Annotated in this window: 16 protein-coding genes and 1 tRNA gene; 7 read left to right on the plus strand and 10 right to left on the minus strand. The window is 68.8% G+C overall.

What is annotated here, in order from left to right; translation table 11 throughout:
• Positions 1 to 9: 9 nt before the first annotated feature.
• From AC07O8_RS19080 to AC07O8_RS19095, 4 genes are read left to right on the plus strand one after another with little or no spacing between them, the layout of a single operon-like run.
• Positions 10 to 1,320, plus strand: coding sequence for a homoserine dehydrogenase (locus tag AC07O8_RS19080; protein ID WP_495049537.1), 1,311 nt, complete (start codon positions 10 to 12; stop codon positions 1,318 to 1,320).
• Positions 1,317 to 2,726, plus strand: coding sequence for a threonine synthase (thrC, locus tag AC07O8_RS19085; protein WP_495049538.1), 1,410 nt, complete (start codon positions 1,317 to 1,319; stop codon positions 2,724 to 2,726). Before AC07O8_RS19080 ends, thrC begins: the two co-directional genes overlap by 4 nt.
• Complete coding sequence (locus AC07O8_RS19090; protein WP_495049539.1) at positions 2,719 to 4,011, plus strand: molybdopterin molybdotransferase MoeA; 1,293 nt, start codon at positions 2,719 to 2,721, stop codon at positions 4,009 to 4,011. The genes thrC and AC07O8_RS19090 overlap by 8 nt, the downstream gene beginning before the upstream one ends.
• Before the next feature lie 37 nt (positions 4,012 to 4,048).
• Positions 4,049 to 4,300: a MoaD/ThiS family protein gene (locus AC07O8_RS19095; protein ID WP_088408244.1), complete on the plus strand. Its 252-nt coding sequence runs from the start codon at positions 4,049 to 4,051 to the stop codon at positions 4,298 to 4,300.
• A 15-nt stretch (positions 4,301 to 4,315) separates the two neighbouring features.
• On the opposite strand, the gene AC07O8_RS19100 is transcribed toward AC07O8_RS19095, so the two are convergent.
• A complete protein-coding gene (locus AC07O8_RS19100) occupies positions 4,316 to 5,128 on the minus strand; it encodes an acyl-CoA thioesterase (RefSeq protein WP_495049540.1) in 813 nt (270 codons plus the stop codon).
• Positions 5,129 to 5,230: 102 nt separating this feature from the next.
• Between AC07O8_RS19100 and AC07O8_RS19105 the strand changes: the two genes are divergently transcribed.
• Both AC07O8_RS19105 and AC07O8_RS19110 read left to right on the plus strand, forming a co-directional pair.
• Entirely contained in the window at positions 5,231 to 5,401 is a 171-nt protein-coding gene (locus AC07O8_RS19105; protein ID WP_495049541.1) for a hypothetical protein, read from the plus strand.
• A 168-nt stretch (positions 5,402 to 5,569) separates the two neighbouring features.
• On the plus strand, positions 5,570 to 5,785 hold the full coding sequence (locus AC07O8_RS19110; protein WP_495049542.1) for a type II toxin-antitoxin system death-on-curing family toxin: 216 nt from the start codon (positions 5,570 to 5,572) through the stop codon (positions 5,783 to 5,785).
• Here AC07O8_RS19110 and AC07O8_RS19115 read toward each other — a convergent pair.
• The 8 genes from AC07O8_RS19115 to AC07O8_RS19150 all read right to left on the minus strand — a co-directional run bounded on the left by AC07O8_RS19115 (position 5,782) and on the right by AC07O8_RS19150 (position 15,079).
• Positions 5,782 to 7,440, minus strand: a complete 1,659-nt coding sequence (locus AC07O8_RS19115) for a flavin monoamine oxidase family protein (protein ID WP_495049543.1) — start codon at positions 7,438 to 7,440, stop codon at positions 5,782 to 5,784. The genes AC07O8_RS19110 and AC07O8_RS19115 overlap by 4 nt on opposite strands.
• A complete protein-coding gene (locus tag AC07O8_RS19120) occupies positions 7,422 to 9,020 on the minus strand; it encodes a polyamine aminopropyltransferase (protein WP_495049544.1) in 1,599 nt (532 codons plus the stop codon). The genes AC07O8_RS19115 and AC07O8_RS19120 overlap by 19 nt, the downstream gene beginning before the upstream one ends.
• A gap of 94 nt (positions 9,021 to 9,114) precedes the next feature.
• On the minus strand, positions 9,115 to 10,047 hold the full coding sequence (locus AC07O8_RS19125; RefSeq protein ID WP_495049545.1) for an SOS response-associated peptidase family protein: 933 nt from the start codon (positions 10,045 to 10,047) through the stop codon (positions 9,115 to 9,117).
• 152 nt (positions 10,048 to 10,199) lie between these two features.
• Positions 10,200 to 11,258, minus strand: coding sequence for a hypothetical protein (locus AC07O8_RS19130; protein ID WP_495049546.1), 1,059 nt, complete (start codon positions 11,256 to 11,258; stop codon positions 10,200 to 10,202).
• Between the two features lie 16 nt (positions 11,259 to 11,274).
• Entirely contained in the window at positions 11,275 to 12,165 is an 891-nt protein-coding gene (locus tag AC07O8_RS19135; protein WP_495049547.1) for a metallophosphoesterase, read from the minus strand.
• Between the two features lie 65 nt (positions 12,166 to 12,230).
• Complete coding sequence (locus tag AC07O8_RS19140) at positions 12,231 to 12,791, minus strand: phospholipase D family nuclease (RefSeq protein WP_495049548.1); 561 nt, start codon at positions 12,789 to 12,791, stop codon at positions 12,231 to 12,233.
• 25 nt (positions 12,792 to 12,816) lie between these two features.
• Positions 12,817 to 12,893 (minus strand) — tRNA-Arg (locus AC07O8_RS19145).
• Between the two features lie 200 nt (positions 12,894 to 13,093).
• Positions 13,094 to 15,079: an OPT family oligopeptide transporter gene (locus AC07O8_RS19150; protein WP_495049549.1), complete on the minus strand. Its 1,986-nt coding sequence runs from the start codon at positions 15,077 to 15,079 to the stop codon at positions 13,094 to 13,096.
• Between the two features lie 394 nt (positions 15,080 to 15,473).
• Between AC07O8_RS19150 and AC07O8_RS19155 the strand changes: the two genes are divergently transcribed.
• Positions 15,474 to 16,922, plus strand: a complete 1,449-nt coding sequence (locus AC07O8_RS19155; protein ID WP_495049550.1) for a putative bifunctional diguanylate cyclase/phosphodiesterase — start codon at positions 15,474 to 15,476, stop codon at positions 16,920 to 16,922.
• A 42-nt stretch (positions 16,923 to 16,964) separates the two neighbouring features.
• On the opposite strand, the gene AC07O8_RS19160 is transcribed toward AC07O8_RS19155, so the two are convergent.
• Complete coding sequence (locus AC07O8_RS19160; RefSeq protein WP_495049551.1) at positions 16,965 to 18,068, minus strand: NADH:flavin oxidoreductase/NADH oxidase; 1,104 nt, start codon at positions 18,066 to 18,068, stop codon at positions 16,965 to 16,967.
• Between the last annotated feature and the right edge of the window lie 80 nt (positions 18,069 to 18,148).

Here is an 18,148-nt window from a genome sequence, read left to right on the forward strand (position 1 = left end):
GACAAGACGATGAACCCGATCAAAGTTGGCCTGCTGGGCATTGGCACCGTGGGTAGCGGCACCTTCCAGGTGCTGCGCCGGAACCAGGCGGAGATCCGCGGACGCGCCGGCCGCGGCATCGAGATCGCGATGGTGGCCGACCTGGACGTCGAGCGCGCCCGCAGCATCGTCGGCGACGCCTGCACGGTGGTCTCGGACGCGCGCGAGGTGATCGCCAATCCGGAGATCGACATCGTCGTCGAGCTGATCGGCGGCTACGGCATCGCGCGCACGCTGGTGCTGGACGCGATCAAGGCCGGCAAGCACGTGGTGACGGCCAACAAGGCGCTGCTGGCGGTGCACGGCAGCGAGATCTTCGCCGCGGCGCGCGAGCAGGGTGTGATGGTCGCCTTCGAGGCAGCGGTGGCCGGCGGCATCCCCATCATCAAGGCGCTGCGCGAAGGCCTGACGGCCAACCGCATCGAGTGGATCGCCGGGATCATCAACGGCACGACCAACTTCATCCTGTCGGAGATGCGCTCCAAGGGACTGGACTTCGCGACGGTGCTGAAGGAAGCGCAGCGGCTGGGCTACGCCGAAGCCGATCCGACCTTCGACATCGAGGGCGTGGACGCCGCGCACAAGGCCACGATCATGAGCGCGATCGCGTTCGGGATCCCGGTGCAGTTCGAGCAGGCGCATGTCGAGGGCATCACGGCGCTGCAGGCGACCGACATCAAGTACGCGGAGCAGCTGGGCTACCGCATCAAGCTGCTGGGCATCGCGCGCAGAAGAGAGAACGGCATCGAGCTGCGCGTGCATCCGACGCTGATCCCGGCCGGGCGTCTGATCGCCAACGTCGAAGGCGCGATGAACGCGGTGCTGGTGCAGGCCGACGCGGTCGGCACGACGCTGTACTACGGCAAGGGCGCGGGCGCGGAGCCGACGGCGTCGGCGGTGATCGCCGACCTGGTCGACATCACGCGCCTGGCGACGGCCGATCCGGACCACCGCGTGCCGCACCTGGCCTTCCAGCCGGACGCGATGAACGACACGCCCATCCTGCCGATGGCGCAGGTGCAGACGGCGTTCTACCTGCGGCTGCGGGTGGCGGACCAGGCCGGCGTGCTGTCTAGCATCACGACCATCCTGGCCGAACACGAGATCAGCATCGATGCGGTGCTGCAGCGCGAGTCGGCGGAAGGCGAGAGCCAGACCGACCTGATCATCCTGACGCACGACACGCTGGAAGGCCGCATGAGCGAGGCGCTGGCCAAGATGCAGGCGCTGACGACGGTGCTGGCGCCGATCGTGAAGCTGCGCAAGGAAGAGCTGGCGTGAAATACCTCAGCACCCGCGGCGACAAGACCGAGCGCCACTTCTGCGACATCCTGCTGGAGGGCCTGGCGCCCGACGGCGGGCTGTACCTGCCGACGTCGTACCCGCAGGTCGACGGCGCCACGCTCGCGCGCTGGCGCGGCCTGTCCTACGCCGACCTGGCGTTCGAGATCCTGTCGCTCTACATCGACGACATCCCGGCCGCGGACCTGAAGGCGATCGCCCACCGGACCTACACCGAAGCGGTCTTCGGCACGCCGCAGATCACGCCGCTGAAGCCGCTGGAGCCAGGTCTTGCCCTGGTGGCCCTGTCCAACGGCCCGACGCTGGCGTTCAAGGACATGGCGATGCAGCTGCTCGGCCAGCTGTTCGAGTACGAGCTCCAGCGCCGCGGCGAGACGCTCAACATCCTGGGCGCGACCTCCGGCGACACCGGCAGCGCCGCCGAGTACGCGATGCGCGGCAAGGCCGGCATCCAGGTCTTCATGCTGAGCCCGCACGGCCGCATGAGTCCGTTCCAGCAGGCGCAGATGTTCAGCCTGCAGGATCCCAACATCCACAACATCGCGGTGCAGGGCGTGTTCGACGACTGCCAGGACATCGTCAAGGCGGTGTCCAACGACCTCGCGTTCAAGCGCGGCCACCGCATCGGCACCGTCAACTCGATCAACTGGGCGCGGCTGCTGGCGCAGGTCGTCTACTACTTCGCCGCCTACTTCCAGGCCACGAAGGCGGAGGGCGAACGCGTGAGCTTCACCGTGCCGTCGGGCAACTTCGGCAACGTCTGCGCGGGCCATGTGGCGCGGCGCATGGGCCTGCCGATCGAGCGCCTGGTCGTCGCGACCAACGAGAACGACGTGCTCGACGAGTTCTTCCGCACCGGCGTCTATCGCCCGCGCGGCGCCGAACACACGCTGGAGACCTCCAGCCCGTCGATGGACATCTCCAAGGCGAGCAACTTCGAGCGTTTCGTGTTCGACCTGCTGGACCGGGATGGCGACCGCGTGAAGCGCCTGTTCGGCGAGGAACTGGCCTCGAAGGGCTTCTTCGAGATCACCGCCGAGGAGCGCGCGCGCATCGGCGAACGCTACGGTTTCGTCTCGGGTCGCAGCACGCATGAAGACCGCGTGGCGACGATCCGGCTGTGCCATCAACAGTACGGCGTCGTGATCGACACGCACACGGCGGATGGCTTGAAGGTGGCGCTCGCCCGGCGCGAGCCTGGCGTGACCATGTTGGTGCTGGAGACGGCGCTGGCGGCCAAGTTCGCCGGCACCATCGAGGAAGCGCTCGGCATCGTGCCGCCGCGGCCGGCCGCGCTCGACGATCTCGAGACGCGTCCCAAGCGCGTCAGCGTGATGCCAGTCTCGGTGGAACAGGTCAAGCAGTTCATCGTCGACCATGTCTGACGCGAAGAACGCTCCAGGGACGGACGCGGCCGCGCCGCGCGCGCCGATGATGCCGATGGAGGAGGCGCTGGAGCGCCTGCTCGCGCAGGTCACGCCGCTGGGCCGTACGGAGTCCGTCACGACGCCGCTGGCGCGCGGCCGCGTGCTGGCGCAGGACCTGGACTCGCCGCTGGACGTGCCGCCCTACGACAACAGCGCGATGGACGGCTACGCGATGCGCGCGGCCGATGTCGCGGCGCTGGGCGGCGAAGGCGCGGTGCTGCCGGTGTCGCAGCGCGTGCCGGCGGGCTCGGTGCCCCAGCGGCTGCAGCCCGGCACGGCGGCGCGGATCTTCACCGGCGCGACGGTGCCGGAGGGCGCCGATTCGGTGCTGATGCAGGAGCAGTGCGAGGCCATCGCCGACGCCACGGGCGCGGCGGGAAACCTCGGCCAGGTCCGCATCAACGGGCCGCTGACAGTCGGTCTCCACATCCGTCGACGCGGCGAGGACCTGCGCGTCGGGCAGCCGGTGCTGCGCGCCGGCATGCGCCTGAACGCGGCCTCGCTGGGCCTGGCCGCGACGGCCGGAGCGGCGGCGCTGACGGTGGCGGCGCGGCCGCGTGTCGCGCTGTTCTCGACCGGCGACGAGCTGGTGCTGCCGGGCCAGCCGCTCGGTCCCGGCCAGATCTACAACTCCAACCGCACGACGCTGCACGCGCTGCTGCTGGCGATGGGCTGCGAGGTGCGGGACCTGGGCATCGTGCCCGACACGCTCGACGCGACCCGCGCCGCGTTGCGCGAGGCGGCCAAGGACGCGGACCTGATCCTCAGCTCGGGCGGTGTGTCCGTCGGTGAGGAAGACCACCTGAAGCCCGCGCTCGAGCGCGAAGGCCGGCTGGACCTCTGGCAGATCGCGATCAAGCCGGGCAAGCCGCTGGCGTTCGGCGAAGTCACGAGTACGGGCGGGCGCACCTGGTTCATCGGACTGCCGGGCAATCCGGTGTCGAGCTTCGTGACCTTCCTGCTGTTCGTGCGGCCGGTGCTGCTGCGGATGCAGGGCGCGACGCAGCTGACGCCGCGCGCCTTGCCGCTGCCGGCCGAGTTCACGTGGACCAAGGCCGACAAGCGGCGGGAGTTCCTGCGCGCGAAGCTGAGCGACGCGGGCGGGCTGCAGCTGTTCGGCAACCAGAGTTCGGGCGTGATGAGTTCGGCGGCGTGGGCCGACGGCCTGATCGACCTGCCGCCGGGCAGCACGGTGACACCGGGTCAGGTCTTGCGCTTCATTCCGTTCAACGAGCTGTTCTGACGCTGTTCTGACCGCTGTTCTGACGAATCGACCCGACATGACGATCACCGTGCGCTACTTCGCCTCGCTGCGCGAGGCCCTGGGGACCGACGAGCGCTTCCCGCACCATGCCGGCGCGACGCTGGGCTCGATCCGCGATGCGCTGATCGCGAGCGACGCGGCGCACGCGGAAGCGCTCGCGCGCGGCCGTGCGATCCGTTGCGCGCTGAACCAGCAGATCCTGCCCGAGGACACGCCCGTGGAAGACGGCGCGGAAGTGGCGTTCTTCCCGCCGGTCACGGGCGGTTGAGTCCGGCGTCCTTCCTCATTCCTTGAAATAGACCATCTGGTGCGTGCTGGCCAGCAGGTGGCCGTCGTCGCTCCAGACTTCGGCGGTCTGGTCGAAGTAGCCGTTGCGGAAGTTGAGGGCCTTCGCCATCGCGAGCGCGTGGCGGTCGCCCTGCTGCGCGAGCAGGACCGAGTCCGCATGGAAGTAGGTCGTCAGCGTGACGGTGCCGATGGCGCCGGGCTTGCGGCGGCGGACGAAGATGCGCGGGAAGAAGCTGTCGCAGATCGCGGCGAGGGACGGAAAGTCCATCGGCCGCGCGGGCTCGTCGCGCACCCAGTAGCGGCTGATCGAATGCGGCTGTTCCTGGCCGTCGAAGGGCCCCGGCGCGAAGCCGGGCAGGAAACGCATGTCGTAGCGCGAGACCCAGGCGGGCAGGAAGCCGACCTTCGGCAGCGGCTGGAGTTCCGATGCGGACGGGACGTCCGCGGGCAACTCAGCCTCCTTGGCTGACCAGGTCTCGCGACGCTGCGCGAAGACGGCGCTGCCGGTCGCGGCGACCTCGCCGTTCTGCGTGAGTTCCAGCACCCAATGCTGCGTCGAACGATTCGTGCGAGCCGGGCGGGCCTCGATCTCGAAGGCGCCGTCGGCGAGCGGACTGCAGAAGTTGATCGTCAGCGCAATCGGCTCGCCGATGCGCTCCGAATGCAGCAAGGCGGCGTTGAGCATCGCCGCCCCGGTCGTGCCGCCGAACGGTCCGACCATGTTGGCGTAGGCCGGGTTCGTCGCGCCGGCGAAGCGGTGTCCGCCGGCGGGGGCGAGGAGGATGGCCTGGTCGAGGTTGTGTGGCATGCAAGGCTCCTTGGGGGCAATTCTTACTGATCCGAGTCATGGACGCTCGCCGGTGCGGCGCGCAAGATCTGACCCTTATCAATGGCATCAGGAGTCACGACGATGGATGAAGCGCTCAGGAAACGACTCGGAATTCCCGAATTGAAGGAGCGGATCATGCGTCCCGCCAAGAACATCACCCCGAGGGAGGGAGTCGATCCGGAGACGATGGCTGCGGCCAGGAAGGTCATGGAAGAGCACCGGGACGTCCTTCAAGCCCTCGCGAAGCGATGAGGTCATGCTCAGCGCGCAAGAGGTCAGGAACTTTCACGAGTCCATCCTGTTGAACGAGGAAGGACTTCCAGGTGATCGTGGCGTCGGTACGCTGGACGGCGCGCTGGCTCGCGTTCTCTATCGAGTGCAGTATGGCCAGATGAGCGATGTATTTGAGAGACTGCTGCCATGTACGCGGTGGCCATCGCCAGGGGGCACGCTTTCAACGACGGGAACAAGAGGACAGGCCTTGTCGCTGCGTTGACCTACCTGCAGCGCGAGGGAATCGAGGTGCCGAGGGCTCCCCAACTCGAAGAGGCGATGGTGTGGGTGGCGGAGGGGATTCTGGACGAGAAAGGGCTTGCTGACGCTCTCCAGGCGCTGCATCAAGCCGTGCTCACCTAGACCGGTGGCCGACGCGTCAATCGCGCCGCCACCACTTCCCCCTGCGTGAACGCCTCTTCGAACACCGAGTACCCCGGCAGGTCCGCATGCGCAAAGTGAAGCCGGCCTTGCGGACGCTCGCGCAGCGCGGCCAGCGCTGGCGACCCGCGCAGGCCCGGATGCGGAATGCTCATCGCATGCCCGTAGCGCATCAGCTCGATGCGCTGCAGCCGCTCGGGCAGGTCCGGATGCAGGGGCGCCATGTCCGCGAGCACGCGCGCGGCCCAGGCGCGCCAGTCGTCCTGCAGCAGGTCCTTGCGCTGCGACTCGTGCAGTGAGCGGTAGGCCGTCAGCACCATCGGGCCGCGGCTCGGATCGAGGTCCTGCTGGTTCGCGTTCACGTAGCCCAGCGCCTCGCCGCCGTAGGCGACGTTATCCCAGGACATCGGCGCGCCAAGCCGCTCCAGCGGTGGCCCGTCCAGCAGCAGGTTCGCCACCAGCCACGGCGCGTAGCGCATGCCGCTGGCGGCCTCCGTCAACGCGGCGGGCGGCTGCTCCGGCAGCCTCGCCGCGATGAACAGCGGCATCGCCATCACGACCTGATCGGCTTCCCAGCGCTCCACCGCCTGGTCCTTGTCGTTCCAGACCAGCACCTGCACGCCGTGTCGTTCCTCGCGCACGCGCAGCGCCGTGCGGCTGCCGTGGAAGGCGTCCGCCAGCGGTGCGGCCAGGCGTTCCGACAACCAGCCGTTGCCTTGCGGCCAGGTCAGCACGGCTTCGCGCTCCTCGCCGCTCATGAACCCGTGACGGCTGCCGAAGTAGTGCAGCCCCGCCCACGCGGACACCTGCGTCGCATCGGCGCCGTAGTCGTCGCGACAGCAGTAGTCGAGGTACCAGCGCAGCGGCGCCGCCGTCAGCTGATGCTCGTCGAGCCACGCGGCGAAGGTCTTTGCATCGAGCGCCTGATGCGCCGGCGTCCACGCGTGATGCGTGCTCGGCATCGCGAAACCGATCTCGTGCCGCGCCTGATCGACCAGCTCGCCGAAGCGGCGGTACTGCGCCTGCACCATCGGCGACTCCGCCGGCGGCAGCAGGCCGTCGACCCACTGGCCCTGCCACCAGAGCCGCTCCTGCGGGCTGTGGCAGAGCCAGCGCTCCTCGTAGACCGTCTTGCCGTGCTCCTGGCGCGCGAGGCCGAGGTCCTCCAGCAGCGCCCGCACCTCGACCGCCTCCGGCCCCGGCGTCGGCAGGTAGTGCGCGCCCAGCGGGCAGCGCAGGCCCTCGCCGAGCGCAGGTCCCGCGCCGATGCGGTGGCCGCGGCTGTTGCCGCCGGGATGGTCCTCGAGATCGAGCAGTGCGACATCGACGCCTTGCAAGCGCAAGCGACGCGCGCAGGCCAGTCCCGCGATCCCCGCGCCCAGCACCAGCACCTGCGCGCGCTTCGGCGGGCCCGTGACCGCGGACCAGGCGGGCAGGGCGCCGCGCAGCCGATGGCCGCGTTCCCAGTTCGCGCCGGTCCACCCGCCGGGGAGTTCCGCCAGACGCTCCGCCAGCCGGTCGGCGAGCGGCCGCGCCTCGCGCCCGCAGGCCGACAGCAGCGGCAGCAGCGACGCCGCGAGCGAGGCCGTCAGCGTGCGCGTCAGCAGGTCGCGGCGCTTCAATGCAGCTTGCCCCATTCGCGTTCGAACTCGTGGACCAGCACCTGGTTGGACAGCCGGTTCACTTCGAGGTGCTCCGGCCGCGCCATGTCCGGCGGGAAACTCATCAACGCGGGGATGCCGTCGATGCTCAGGAAATGCAGGCCTTCCGGCAACTTGCGCGGCATCGACCACGGCCGGCGGCTCGCCAGCACGAAGCCCCATTCGCCGAAGCTCGGCACATGCGCGTGATACGGCGTCGCGATCAGGCCGACCGACTCCACCGTGTTGACGACGGTCCAGAAGGCGCGCGGCGCCACCAGCGGCGAGGTCGACTGGATCACCGCGTAGCCCGAGGCGCTCAGGTGCTGGTCGACCATCTTGTACAGGCTGGCCGTGTACAGCTTGCCGAGCGCGAAATTGCTCGGATCGGGGAAGTCGATGACGATGACGTCGAAGATCTCGTCCGTCGTCTCCAGCCAGCCGAAGGCGTCCGCGTTGACGATGCGCAGCTTCGGGCTGAGCAGCGCGTCCTTGTTCAGCTGCCTGAGCAGCGGCATCGTCGAGAACAGCCTCGTCATGTGCGGGTCGAGCTCGACCAGCGTGATCTGCTCGACGGATGGGTAGCGCAGGATCTCGCGCACCGCCATGCCGTCGCCGCCGCCCAGCACCAGCACCTTGCGCGGCGCGCCCTGCGCGGCCATCGCGGGATGCACCAGGGCCTCGTGATAGCGGTATTCGTCGCGCGAGTGGAACTGCAGGTTGCCGTTGAGGAACAGCCGCGTGCCCGCCGCGCCCTGCGTGACGACGATGCGCTGGTAGTTGCTGCTTTCCTTGAAGACGATCTGCTCGCCGTAGAAGCGGTCCTCGGCCCAGGTGCTGAGGCGGTCGGCGCCGGCCATCGCCGCGGCCAGCAGGCCGATCGAGACCACGCAGGTCAGCGCGTGCGAACGCCAGCTCCGAAGCTCCGCGCGGAACAGCCACAGCGCCCACACCGCGACGGCGACGTTCAGCAGCCCGAAGAACAGGCCGGTGCGCACCAGCCCGAGGTTGGGCACCAGCAGCAGCGGGAAGGCGACGGCGACCAGCAGCGCGCCGAGGTAGTCGAAGGTCAGCACCTGCGACACCAGTTCCTTGAGCGCGTAGCGCTGGCGGAAGTGGCGCTTGAGGATGCGCATCACCAGCGGGATCTCCAGGCCCACGAGGGTGCCGACGAGCAGCACCAGCCCGTACAGCAGCACGCGGAAGGCGGCGACCTGGGACGGCGGAAGCAGGCTGTGCGCGGTGAAGAGCGCGGCGGGCATCAGGCCGCCGATGACGCCGACCAGCAGCTCCAGCCGCAGGAAGTGCGCGACCAGTTGCCGGTCGATGTAGCGCGACAGCCAGGACCCCACGCCCATCGCGAAGAGGTAGGCGCCGATGATGGTCGAGAACTGCAGGACGGAGTCGCCGAGCAGATAGCTCGCGAGCGCGCCGGCGGCCAGTTCGTAGACCAGCCCGCACGCGGCGATGACGAAGACGCTGGCGAGCAGCAGGACCTCGGGCAGCGAGGCGCGCGCGGGGGCGTCGTCGACGGTGGGCTCTCGGGGCTCTTTGGGCTCTTGGCGCTCTTGGGACATGGGGCGCGAGGCTATCACGCGTGTCCGGCTCCTCGAGAGAGGACGTCGTCGCCGGTCGCGGGGGCGATCCGATCAGGTCGCGCCCGGTACGCGCTCAGGCCGCGAGCCGGTGCTCGTAGAGCGGTCGCTCACGGTCGTCCAGGAGGTGGTGCATGGCCGCCAGATCGTCTTTCGGGTCCAGCCACGCGTCGAGGTGGGCTTCCTTGATCGGGATCACGCAGCGATCGTGCCCGGTGGCCGCGATCTCGGGCGGCGGCTCGTCGGTGATGACGGCGAAGGACAGGAGCGGCGGTTCGCCGCTCGCTGCCGGCGCCTCCCACCGCGACCACAGGCACGCCACCAGCATGTCGCCATGGCCTTGCGGACGGAACTCCAGGACCGTCTTGGCGCCGTCCCGCTCGACGACCTCGAAGAATGCGTCCGCGACCATCACGCCGTGGCTCACGCCGAACTGGCCTTTCCAGAAGCTCGAGAGACTGTCGCGCCGCGCGTTGTACGTGCCGGGGTACTTGGCGTCGAAGAAGGCCGGCTTGCCGGCGGGGCGGCACTGGTAGCGCATCGGCTTGAGCACGCGCTCGCCATCCTCCATGACGATGACGGGCACGTACCAGCCGGGGTAGATGCGCGCGTCCTGCTCCTCGGTCGCTTGGTCGCGGCGCAGGTTGCCGAGCCAGCGCAGCCGCTGCTCGACCTTGTTGGTGGCGATGCGGCGGCTGTCCTCGGCGGAACGGGTCGGCTTGCCCGCGAGCTTGCGTTCGGCGTCGGCGACGCGGCGGCGCAGATCGAAGAGTTCCTGCTCGATCTCCCCGGTCCGGGTCTCGCGGTAGCGGACGATGGCGTCCCAGACGCGGTGCTCCTCCTCCGTCCGAGGGTCCGAGAACATCGCCTCCATCGTCTTGGGGATCGTCAGCTTGCGGCCGTCGGCGCGTTCCCAGAAGAGCTCGATGTACTCGGCCAGCGAGACCTTCACGCCCAATCGGGCGCAGAAGGTCTTCCACTCCTGGCGGATGCGGGCGCTGTAGCACATGGGGGCGATGCTAGCGCCGGGGCGCTGCGGACTGTCTCCCTCAATCGCGGGCCACGCCCTTCTTACTCCCTCTCCCGCTTGCGGGAGAGGGTGGGGGTGAGGGCCAGCGGCGGTGGCAGTGCAGAAGCCTCCCGCCGCACGCCCGCTGGCTTTCAGCGAAACGCCTTCGCGGCCAGGCGGCCTTCCGGCACCAGGAACGGTACGGCCTGTTCCCACGGAACCGTCACATCGCGCATGCAGGGGCTGTAGAAATAGGCCCCCGCGGCGACCCTGAAGACGAGCCCTTCGCGCGTGGGGTACATCAGCCTCCCGCTGGCGGCGACCTTGTCGAGGCACTCGGTCTCGCCGTCCTCGACGGAGAGATAACGTCCGATCAGGAGACGGCCCAGCAAGGACGCCAGATCGATCTCCTTGCGATAGGCCGGCATCAGCCACTGCGTCGCGTCGACCTCCTTGCCGCTGATGAGGTCGTAGACGGTGGCATAGCTGCCGGATATCGGATGCGCGCCGCCGCAATACAGCTCGTGGCTGCTCACGATCACGACGTAGCGCTCGTTCCAAGCCGTGGGCCAGTGATTCCAGCCGTATCCGTAGCCATGCTGGGGTCCGCGGCGCATGCGCCCTTCGCCGGTGCAGTCGAGCGCCTCTCCCATGGCCGCCTTCGCCTCCAGCCAGAGCTGTGCGTTGATGTCTGCGATGCCGGGCTCGTCCCCCCACAGCGCGATCGTCGACACGGACGGGATGCCCGACACCCCCTGCTTGTCGTAGACATGGCCCTCGAAGTCGTGCGTGGTTTCCTCGTCGACCTTCAGATCGCGCAGGTGTTCGGCGTGGTACCCGTCGATGTCCGAAGTCGGGCGGGCCGACACGGGCAGCGCGCGTCGGCGATCCGGCGAGCGCCAGGTGCCCGTGAGCCTGTCGCCACGGCAATCCAGTTGGATGCTGCCCGTGACGCGACCCGACTCATCGGACTCTTCCCAGGTGGCCGGATCTGCCTTGCCCGCGCGCAGATAGAGCTCCTTCAGGGAGCGGCGGTAGTAGTAGCGGGCCGGCACAGGCTGCCCGTCGCTCTCCCGATCGCCGAAAGTCAGCGAGATCGGAGCGGCGCCTATCGTGCCCGTCCACGAACTGCGGTCGCACGCCGCGTGGGCGGGCGTGTTCCACACGATCAGGGTCAGCAGCGACAAGAGCGAGGGCGCGGCGAATCTCATCTTCGGCATCGCCGGTTCAGGAGGGGCGCGCTGGGGCACCGACGCTGAACATCACCCATTCCGGCCGCATGTTGATGCGGATCGGATAGATGCTGACGCCCAGGCCGCTGGTGATGTAGACCGGCCGGCCGCCGACGTTTACCCACCCGTGGGTCTTGTCCTTCGGCCATCCGTGCGGTGCGACGGCGGATCCGACGAAGGGGATCCAGACCTGGCCCCCGTGCGTGTGCGCGGCCACGGCAAGCCCTGGCACCGGCGGCAGCCCGAGCGCGCTGGCCGGGTCATGCATCAGCGTAAGCGCCTGGGCGCCGGCCGGCAGCTGGCGCGCCGCGCGGGCCGGATCGCTGTGCATCGAGGTCCTGTCGCCGATGCCCAGCACCCACACGTCGGTGCCGGGCAGCGGCACCGCCTCGTTGAGTAGCACCTTGATGCCGACCGCGCCCAACGCCTGGCTGAACCGCGCGCCGTCGGTCCACCAGTCGTGATTGCCCAGCACCGCGTAGACGCCGCGCGTGGCTTTCAGCCGGCCCAGCACCGCGGCCACGTCTTCCGGCGTCGTGCCGTCCTCGCCGCGGCCGGAGATGAAGTCGCCCGGCAACAGCACGACGTCGGGCTTGGCGGCGTTGATCTCGTCGACGATGGCGTTGGCGCGCGCGATTGTCATGACGCGTTTGAACTCGTGCGCGATGTGCCAGTCGGAGGCAACCACCACCTTCAGTCCCGGCGGACCGCGCCAGCCGGGCACCTCGACGGGGAGGTCGCGCCGGACCACCCAACGGGGCTCGATCAGCAGGCCCCAGACCGCCAGCAAGGCGAGGGCGAGCAGCAGGAAGAGCAGGAACTTGAAGAGCTTGCGGAGCGCGGACAGCAGCATCGAGAGGCGACGGGGAAGGGCGTGGATCGGCACGGAAAGGAACAGTATCAACGGATCCGCGTGCCCCTATGTTCCCGTCCGATTCGGGATCGGCGCGCTCAAGGCACGGGCGCTGCGGTGGCCTTGTCCGGGAAGGACTTGGAGACGTACGGTTGGCCGAGATCCCAACGCGACTGCCAGTGCGCTAGGTATTGCCGGACGATCTCCGGCGCGTTGCGGATCACGACCACGTTCTCCGAGTTGAGCGTCTCGGCGGACGGCGCGAAGTTGAACGATCCCGTCTCCACTGTCTGACCGTCCACGATGATCGTTTTGTCGTGGTGGATGTGGAAGTGGTCGTTGGTGCGCAGCTCCACGCCGTTGCCCGTCACGAAGTCCATGGCCTTCTTGCTCGGCTTGTTCTGGTTGCGCTTCTTGTCGACGACCACCTGCACCTGCACGCCGCGCTGTCTGGCGTCCACCAGCGCCTGCATGATGTCCGGCGCCTGGAAGGCGTAGGCCAGGATCTGGATGCGCTCTTTGGCGCCGCCGATGGTCTCCAGCACGAGCTGCCGCGCCGAACCTTCCGGCGAGAACCCGACCTGGATCTCGGGCTCCGCCCGCGCGGCAAGGGAAACACTCAGCAAGGCCGCCAGCGCGACGCATCGAATCGGGGTCAAAGGCGTTCCTCCCGTCTTGCAAGGTTGGCCTGCCCGGAGGGACTCGAACCCCCGACCTGCTGCTTAGAAGGCAGCTGCTCTATCCAGTTGAGCTACGGGCAGACTGAAATCAGTCATCTGACTGCCCGACGTCCGGAAACGACTTCGGGCCCTTGGAAGGCGTTCCCACGCCTGCCGAAGGGCCCGAATTGTGCCACGCGATCCACCGTCAACGGCGGCCGTGGAACGGTTCGAAGTCGATCCTTGTTTGATCGACTCCCGATCCACTGTCGATTAGCTCAACATCGCGCTCGCGCTCGCGCTCAGATCAGCACGTTGACGATGGCGTTGCCGATGCCCATCAGCGCCGCGCCCGAGATCAGGCCCGCGCAGATCGGCTCGCAACCGTCCACCCAGCGCTTCCAGCCCTTCGTGCCCGGCGTCTTGTAGAGCTTGCCCATCACGAAGAACATCATGGCGCCGACCCACATCGCGAAGGTCGACTCCGGCGGCAGCACCACGCCCAGGCCGATCGCCACCGACGACAGCGGGAACTTGCCCTTCGTCGCCATCTTGATGACCTCGATCACCACCGCGCAGATCGCCGCGATCGCCATCGTGATCAGCGCCGACGCCGGCAGGCTGTGCAGCCCGTTGGCGATGATCTCCGCCACGCCGCGCCATTGCACCGCGGCCGGCATCGAGAACTGGTCCGAGATGATGGTCGCCGTGCTGCGCACACCCTCGGCGTTCTTCGGCACGAACAGCAGGAAGAACAGCGGCACGCAGAACAGCACGCCCGCCACCACGCCGATGATGTGGCCGATGGCCTGGTGGCGCGGCTTGCCGCCCAGCATGTAGCCCGGCTTGATGTCGCTCAGCAGGTTGGCCGCGTTGGACGCGATCTCCGCCGTCATCCCCGCCGGCACCAGGTTGGAGGCCGGGTTGGACCGGTCGATCGCGCCCATCGTGAACTGCGTGATCTTGGACAGTGCGCCGGTGGGCGTCCACGAAGTCAGCGCCATCGAGTTCGTGCAGATCACCGTCAGCACGAAGATCAGCGGCAGCGAGATCAGCGCCATCAGGAAGGGCACGCCGAAGAAGGCGTGCGAGGTCCACGCCGCCAGCACGCCGAAGACCGGCACGCCGACGTAGGAGATCCACAGCGGCACCTCGATGTGGTTCAGCAGGTCGCTGCCGTCGCTCTTGCCGGCGGGCTTCTTCTTGAAGACCTTGAACACCGCCAGGAACAGGTCGGGCTTGGCCAGCAGCGTCGTCAGCGAGCCCGCGACCATCATCGCCACGCCCCACCACATCGACCACTGGTTGACGATCTCCACGCGCGAGATCGGGATCAGCGCGCCCGTCGGGCCCACGCGCTGCACGATGTCGCCGGCCTGGATCATGATCGGCGCCAGCACCACGAAGTTGACGAAGGCGCCCAGCAGGCAGCTCGTCGCCACCGCCATGCCCATCAGGCCGCCGACGCCCAGCATGGCCGCGTCCAGCGTCAGGCGCAGGCCCAGCGCGCGGATGTCCGTGCCCAGGATCTTGGGGATCCAGATCTCGGCCTTGGCCGCCAGGCCGTAGTAGTACTGGTCCAGCCGCTCATGGAAGGTCCACGGCTCGGTCATGCCGGCCCACTGGTCCATGCGCAGGATCTTGAACTGCAGCAGCTTCATCCAGCCGTCGCTCACGATCGCCTGGTACAGCGCCGCGGCGCCGGCCACCTTGGCCAGCAGCTTGGCCTTGTAGATGCCTTCGCCGCCCTCGCCGGTGTACAGCGAGTCCAGCACCACGCCGCAGGCGCGGCCTTCAGGGAAGGGGAGCTGGTCCTCGTTGATGAAGCGCCGCTTCATCGGGAAGGCCACCAGCACGCCCAGGATCGCGATGACGATCATCCAGACCATCATCTGCCACCACGGCACGATGTGGTCCACCACCAGCATGTACGCCGCCAGCGACGAGAACAGCGGCGACACCACGTAACCCGCGGCCGTCGCGATCGACTGGGTGCAGTTGTTCTCCAGGATCGTGTAGTCCGCGGCCCAGCCCAGCGTCGCGAAGATGCGGAACATCGCGAAGGCCAGGATCACCGAGGTCAGGCCGACGCCGACGCTGATGCCGGTCTTGCCGCCGATGTACAGCGAGGTCGCCGCCAGGATGCCGCCCAGCATGAAGCCGGTGAAGCCGGAGCGCAGCGAGAGCTGCGCCATGTCGCCCCGAAAGACGTTCTTGAACCACCACTCGTCCTTCTGCGCGCGCGACCAGGTCTGCACCTGCTCGTCGGTCAAATGCTGTAGCGCCATGCTGTGCTCGATCTTTCCGGGTTCGTCCCCGTTGCCGCGCCCGTCGCCCGACTCCCGGCTCGTGACCAGGAACACAGGGAAAGGCGCTGCCTTGAAACAAAAAAACAGCGCGCATTGTCTCTGCCTGACATCGTGCTGACAGGGCTGTGCGCATGGGGTTTCCACCTATCGGCGCTTGCCTATCGCCCCTAAGGGTGGGATGTCGCGCGCAGGCCGCGTCGCACGGGCCGCTTCGGCGATGAACGCCCCGGTCACGCCGAGTTCTTCACAACACCGCGCGACAGGAGGTCGGACCTGCCCCCGCATTCCGGTGCTGACAGCGCACGAACGCACGTTGAACGCCTAGCATGCGAACTTCCTGCCCTTGCTGCTTCCGGAGCCGTTGTTGACGCTGATGTGGGTTCTCCTGGGCGTCCTGCTGGGCGTCGTGCTGACCCTGGTCCTGCTGACGGCGGCCCAGGGGCGCTTCGGTCGCGTCGGTCGTCGGCGCCAGCGGGATCGGCTCACCGGCCTGCTGCTGTCGCGTCGCTTCGAGGATGAGTTCGCCGCCACGCTGGATGCGCTCCAGCGCCGCGGCGGGCAGGGCAGCCTGCTGTACATCGGCCTGGACGGCTTCCGCTTGGTCAACGACGAGCACGGCAAGGCGTTCGGCGATCACCTGCTGGTGCGCACCGCCGAGCGCCTGCGGCACATCGGCGGCAAGAGGGCGCTCGTCGGCCGGCTTGCCGGGGATGAATTCGCGCTCTGGAGCGAGCTCCCGCAAGGGCAGGCCGATGCCCTCGTGCGCCAGGTCCTGGAGAGCCTGGGCGAGCCCGTCGTGATCGGTGCGACGCCCTTGCGCGTGGGCTTGTCGGTGGGCGTGGCGATGTCGCCCGAACACGGCAGCTCGATCCGGCTGATCCGGCGCGCGCAGACGGCGATGCGGTCGGTGAAACGCCTGGGCGGCAACGGCCACGCGTTCTTCGACGCGGTGCAGGAGGAAGAGCTGCGCGAGGAGCTGACGCTGGCGCGCGAGCTGCGCGAGTCGATCAGGAACAAGGAACTCGAACTGGTCTACCAGCCCAAGATGAACGCGGGGACGATGCAGGTCACCGCGGTCGAGGCGCTGCTGCGCTGGCGGCATCCGACGCTGGGCATGGTGAGCCCCTCGCGTTTCATCCCGATCGCGGAGCGCTACGGCGTGATCGACACGATCGGCGACTGGGTCGCCGACACCGCGCTCGCTCAGGCCGCCCGCTGGCGCGAGATGGGCCTGCGCATGCGCGTGGCCATCAACGTGTCGGGGTATCAGATGCGGTCCGACGACTTCATCGCCCGGCTGGAGAAGGGCCTCAAGAAACACCGCCTGCGGCCCGAGCGCTTCACCGTCGAGATCACCGAATCCGTCGCGATGGAGCACGCCACCGTCACCGGGCGCGCGTTCAAGCGGCTGGGCGCGCTGGGCGTGCATGTGTCGATCGACGATTTCGGCACCGGTTACTCCAGCCTGTCCGCGTTGCGTCAGTTGCCGGCCCAGGAGCTCAAGATCGACAGCAGCTTCGTCGCGGACGTGGCGACCAGCGTCGAGGCGCAGGCCATCGTGCGCGCCGTCGTCGAGATGGCGCGGGTGCTGCAGCTCAAGGTCGTCGCCGAGGGCGTGGAGACGCCGGCGCAGCGCGATCAGCTCGTCGCCATGGGCTGCGACGAGCTGCAGGGCTACCTGTTCGCCAAGCCGATGTCGGCGCGCGCGATCGAGGTGCTGGCCTCGGACTCGGGCAAGGCCACCAGCGTCCATGCCGAGGGCTTCCGGCCGTCGATCTTCGTGGAGACGGCGGCCGTGCCGCTGGACGTCGCGCGGCGCTGAATCGCGCCGTCCGCGGCCCTCAGCCCTCCGCTCCTCAGCGCCTCAGCCCTGTTGCGGCTGATAGCGCTCCAGCCAGTGCGCATACGGCGCCGGCAGCACCCAGGTCGGCTTGTCCTCCTTCAGCGCCTGGGCGGCCTGGTAGGGCCAGTGCGGATTGGCCAGCAGCGCGCGGCCGATCATGACCAGGTCCAGCTGACCGTCCGCCACGGCGCGTTCAGCCAGTTCCGGCGTGTGGAAGCCCCAGGCGGCGGCCACCGGCAGACCGGCCTCGCTGCGCACCCGCTGCGCGATCGGTCCGAGGAAGGCCGGGCCCCACGGCACCTGCGCCTGCGGCGTCGTGAAGCCGACGCTGACGTTCAGCAGGTCGAGTCCCTCGGCCTTCATCGCCCGCGTCAGGCCGATGGCCTCGGCCAGCGTCTGCTCGTCGCGACCGTCGTACTCGATCACGCCGAAACGCGCCGTCAGCGGCAGGTGCTCGGGCCAGACCTTGCGCACCGCGCGCAGCGTCTCCAGCAGGAAGCGGCCGCGGTTCTCGGCGCTGCCGCCGAACTCGTCGTCGCGCTGGTTGGCGTGCACGGAGAAGAAGCTCTGCGCCAGGTAGCCATGGGCGAAGTGCAGCTCCAGCCACCGGAAGCCGGCATCGCGGGCGCGCGCCGCGGCGGCGACGAAGTCGGCCTGGACGCGGGCGATGTCGGCCTTGTCCATGGCCTTGGGCACCTGCGGCAGGCCCTTGCCGTAGGGCACGGCGGACGGCGACAGCGTGGCCCAACCGCGCGGGTCGCCGGCGGCGATGTGGTCGTCGCCTTCCCAGGGCTTGTGGGCGCTGGCCTTGCGGCCGGCGTGGCCGATCTGGATGCCGGGGACCGCGCCGAAGGAGGCGATGGCGGCGGCGATGCGCGCAAGCCCCGCGGCCTGCTCGTCGTTCCACAGGCCCAGGCAGGCCGGTGTGATGCGGCCTTCCGGCGCGACGCCGGTGGCCTCGACGATCACCAGCCCCGCGCCGCCGCGCGCCAGGCCGGCGTAATGCGCCAGGTGCCAGTCGTTGACCAGGCCGTCGGTGGCGCTGTACTGGCACATCGGCGGCACGGCGATGCGGTTGCGCAGGACGACGTCCTTGAGGGCGAACGGGGAGAACAAGCTGGACATGGAGACCTTGGCCTTCGGGGTGGGGAAGCAGGAAAAGGAAGCAGGAAAAGACCTGCGGAGGCGGCAGTCTAGGAACTGCG

The organism is Roseateles sp. GW821-FHT09G09, assembly GCF_059415965.1.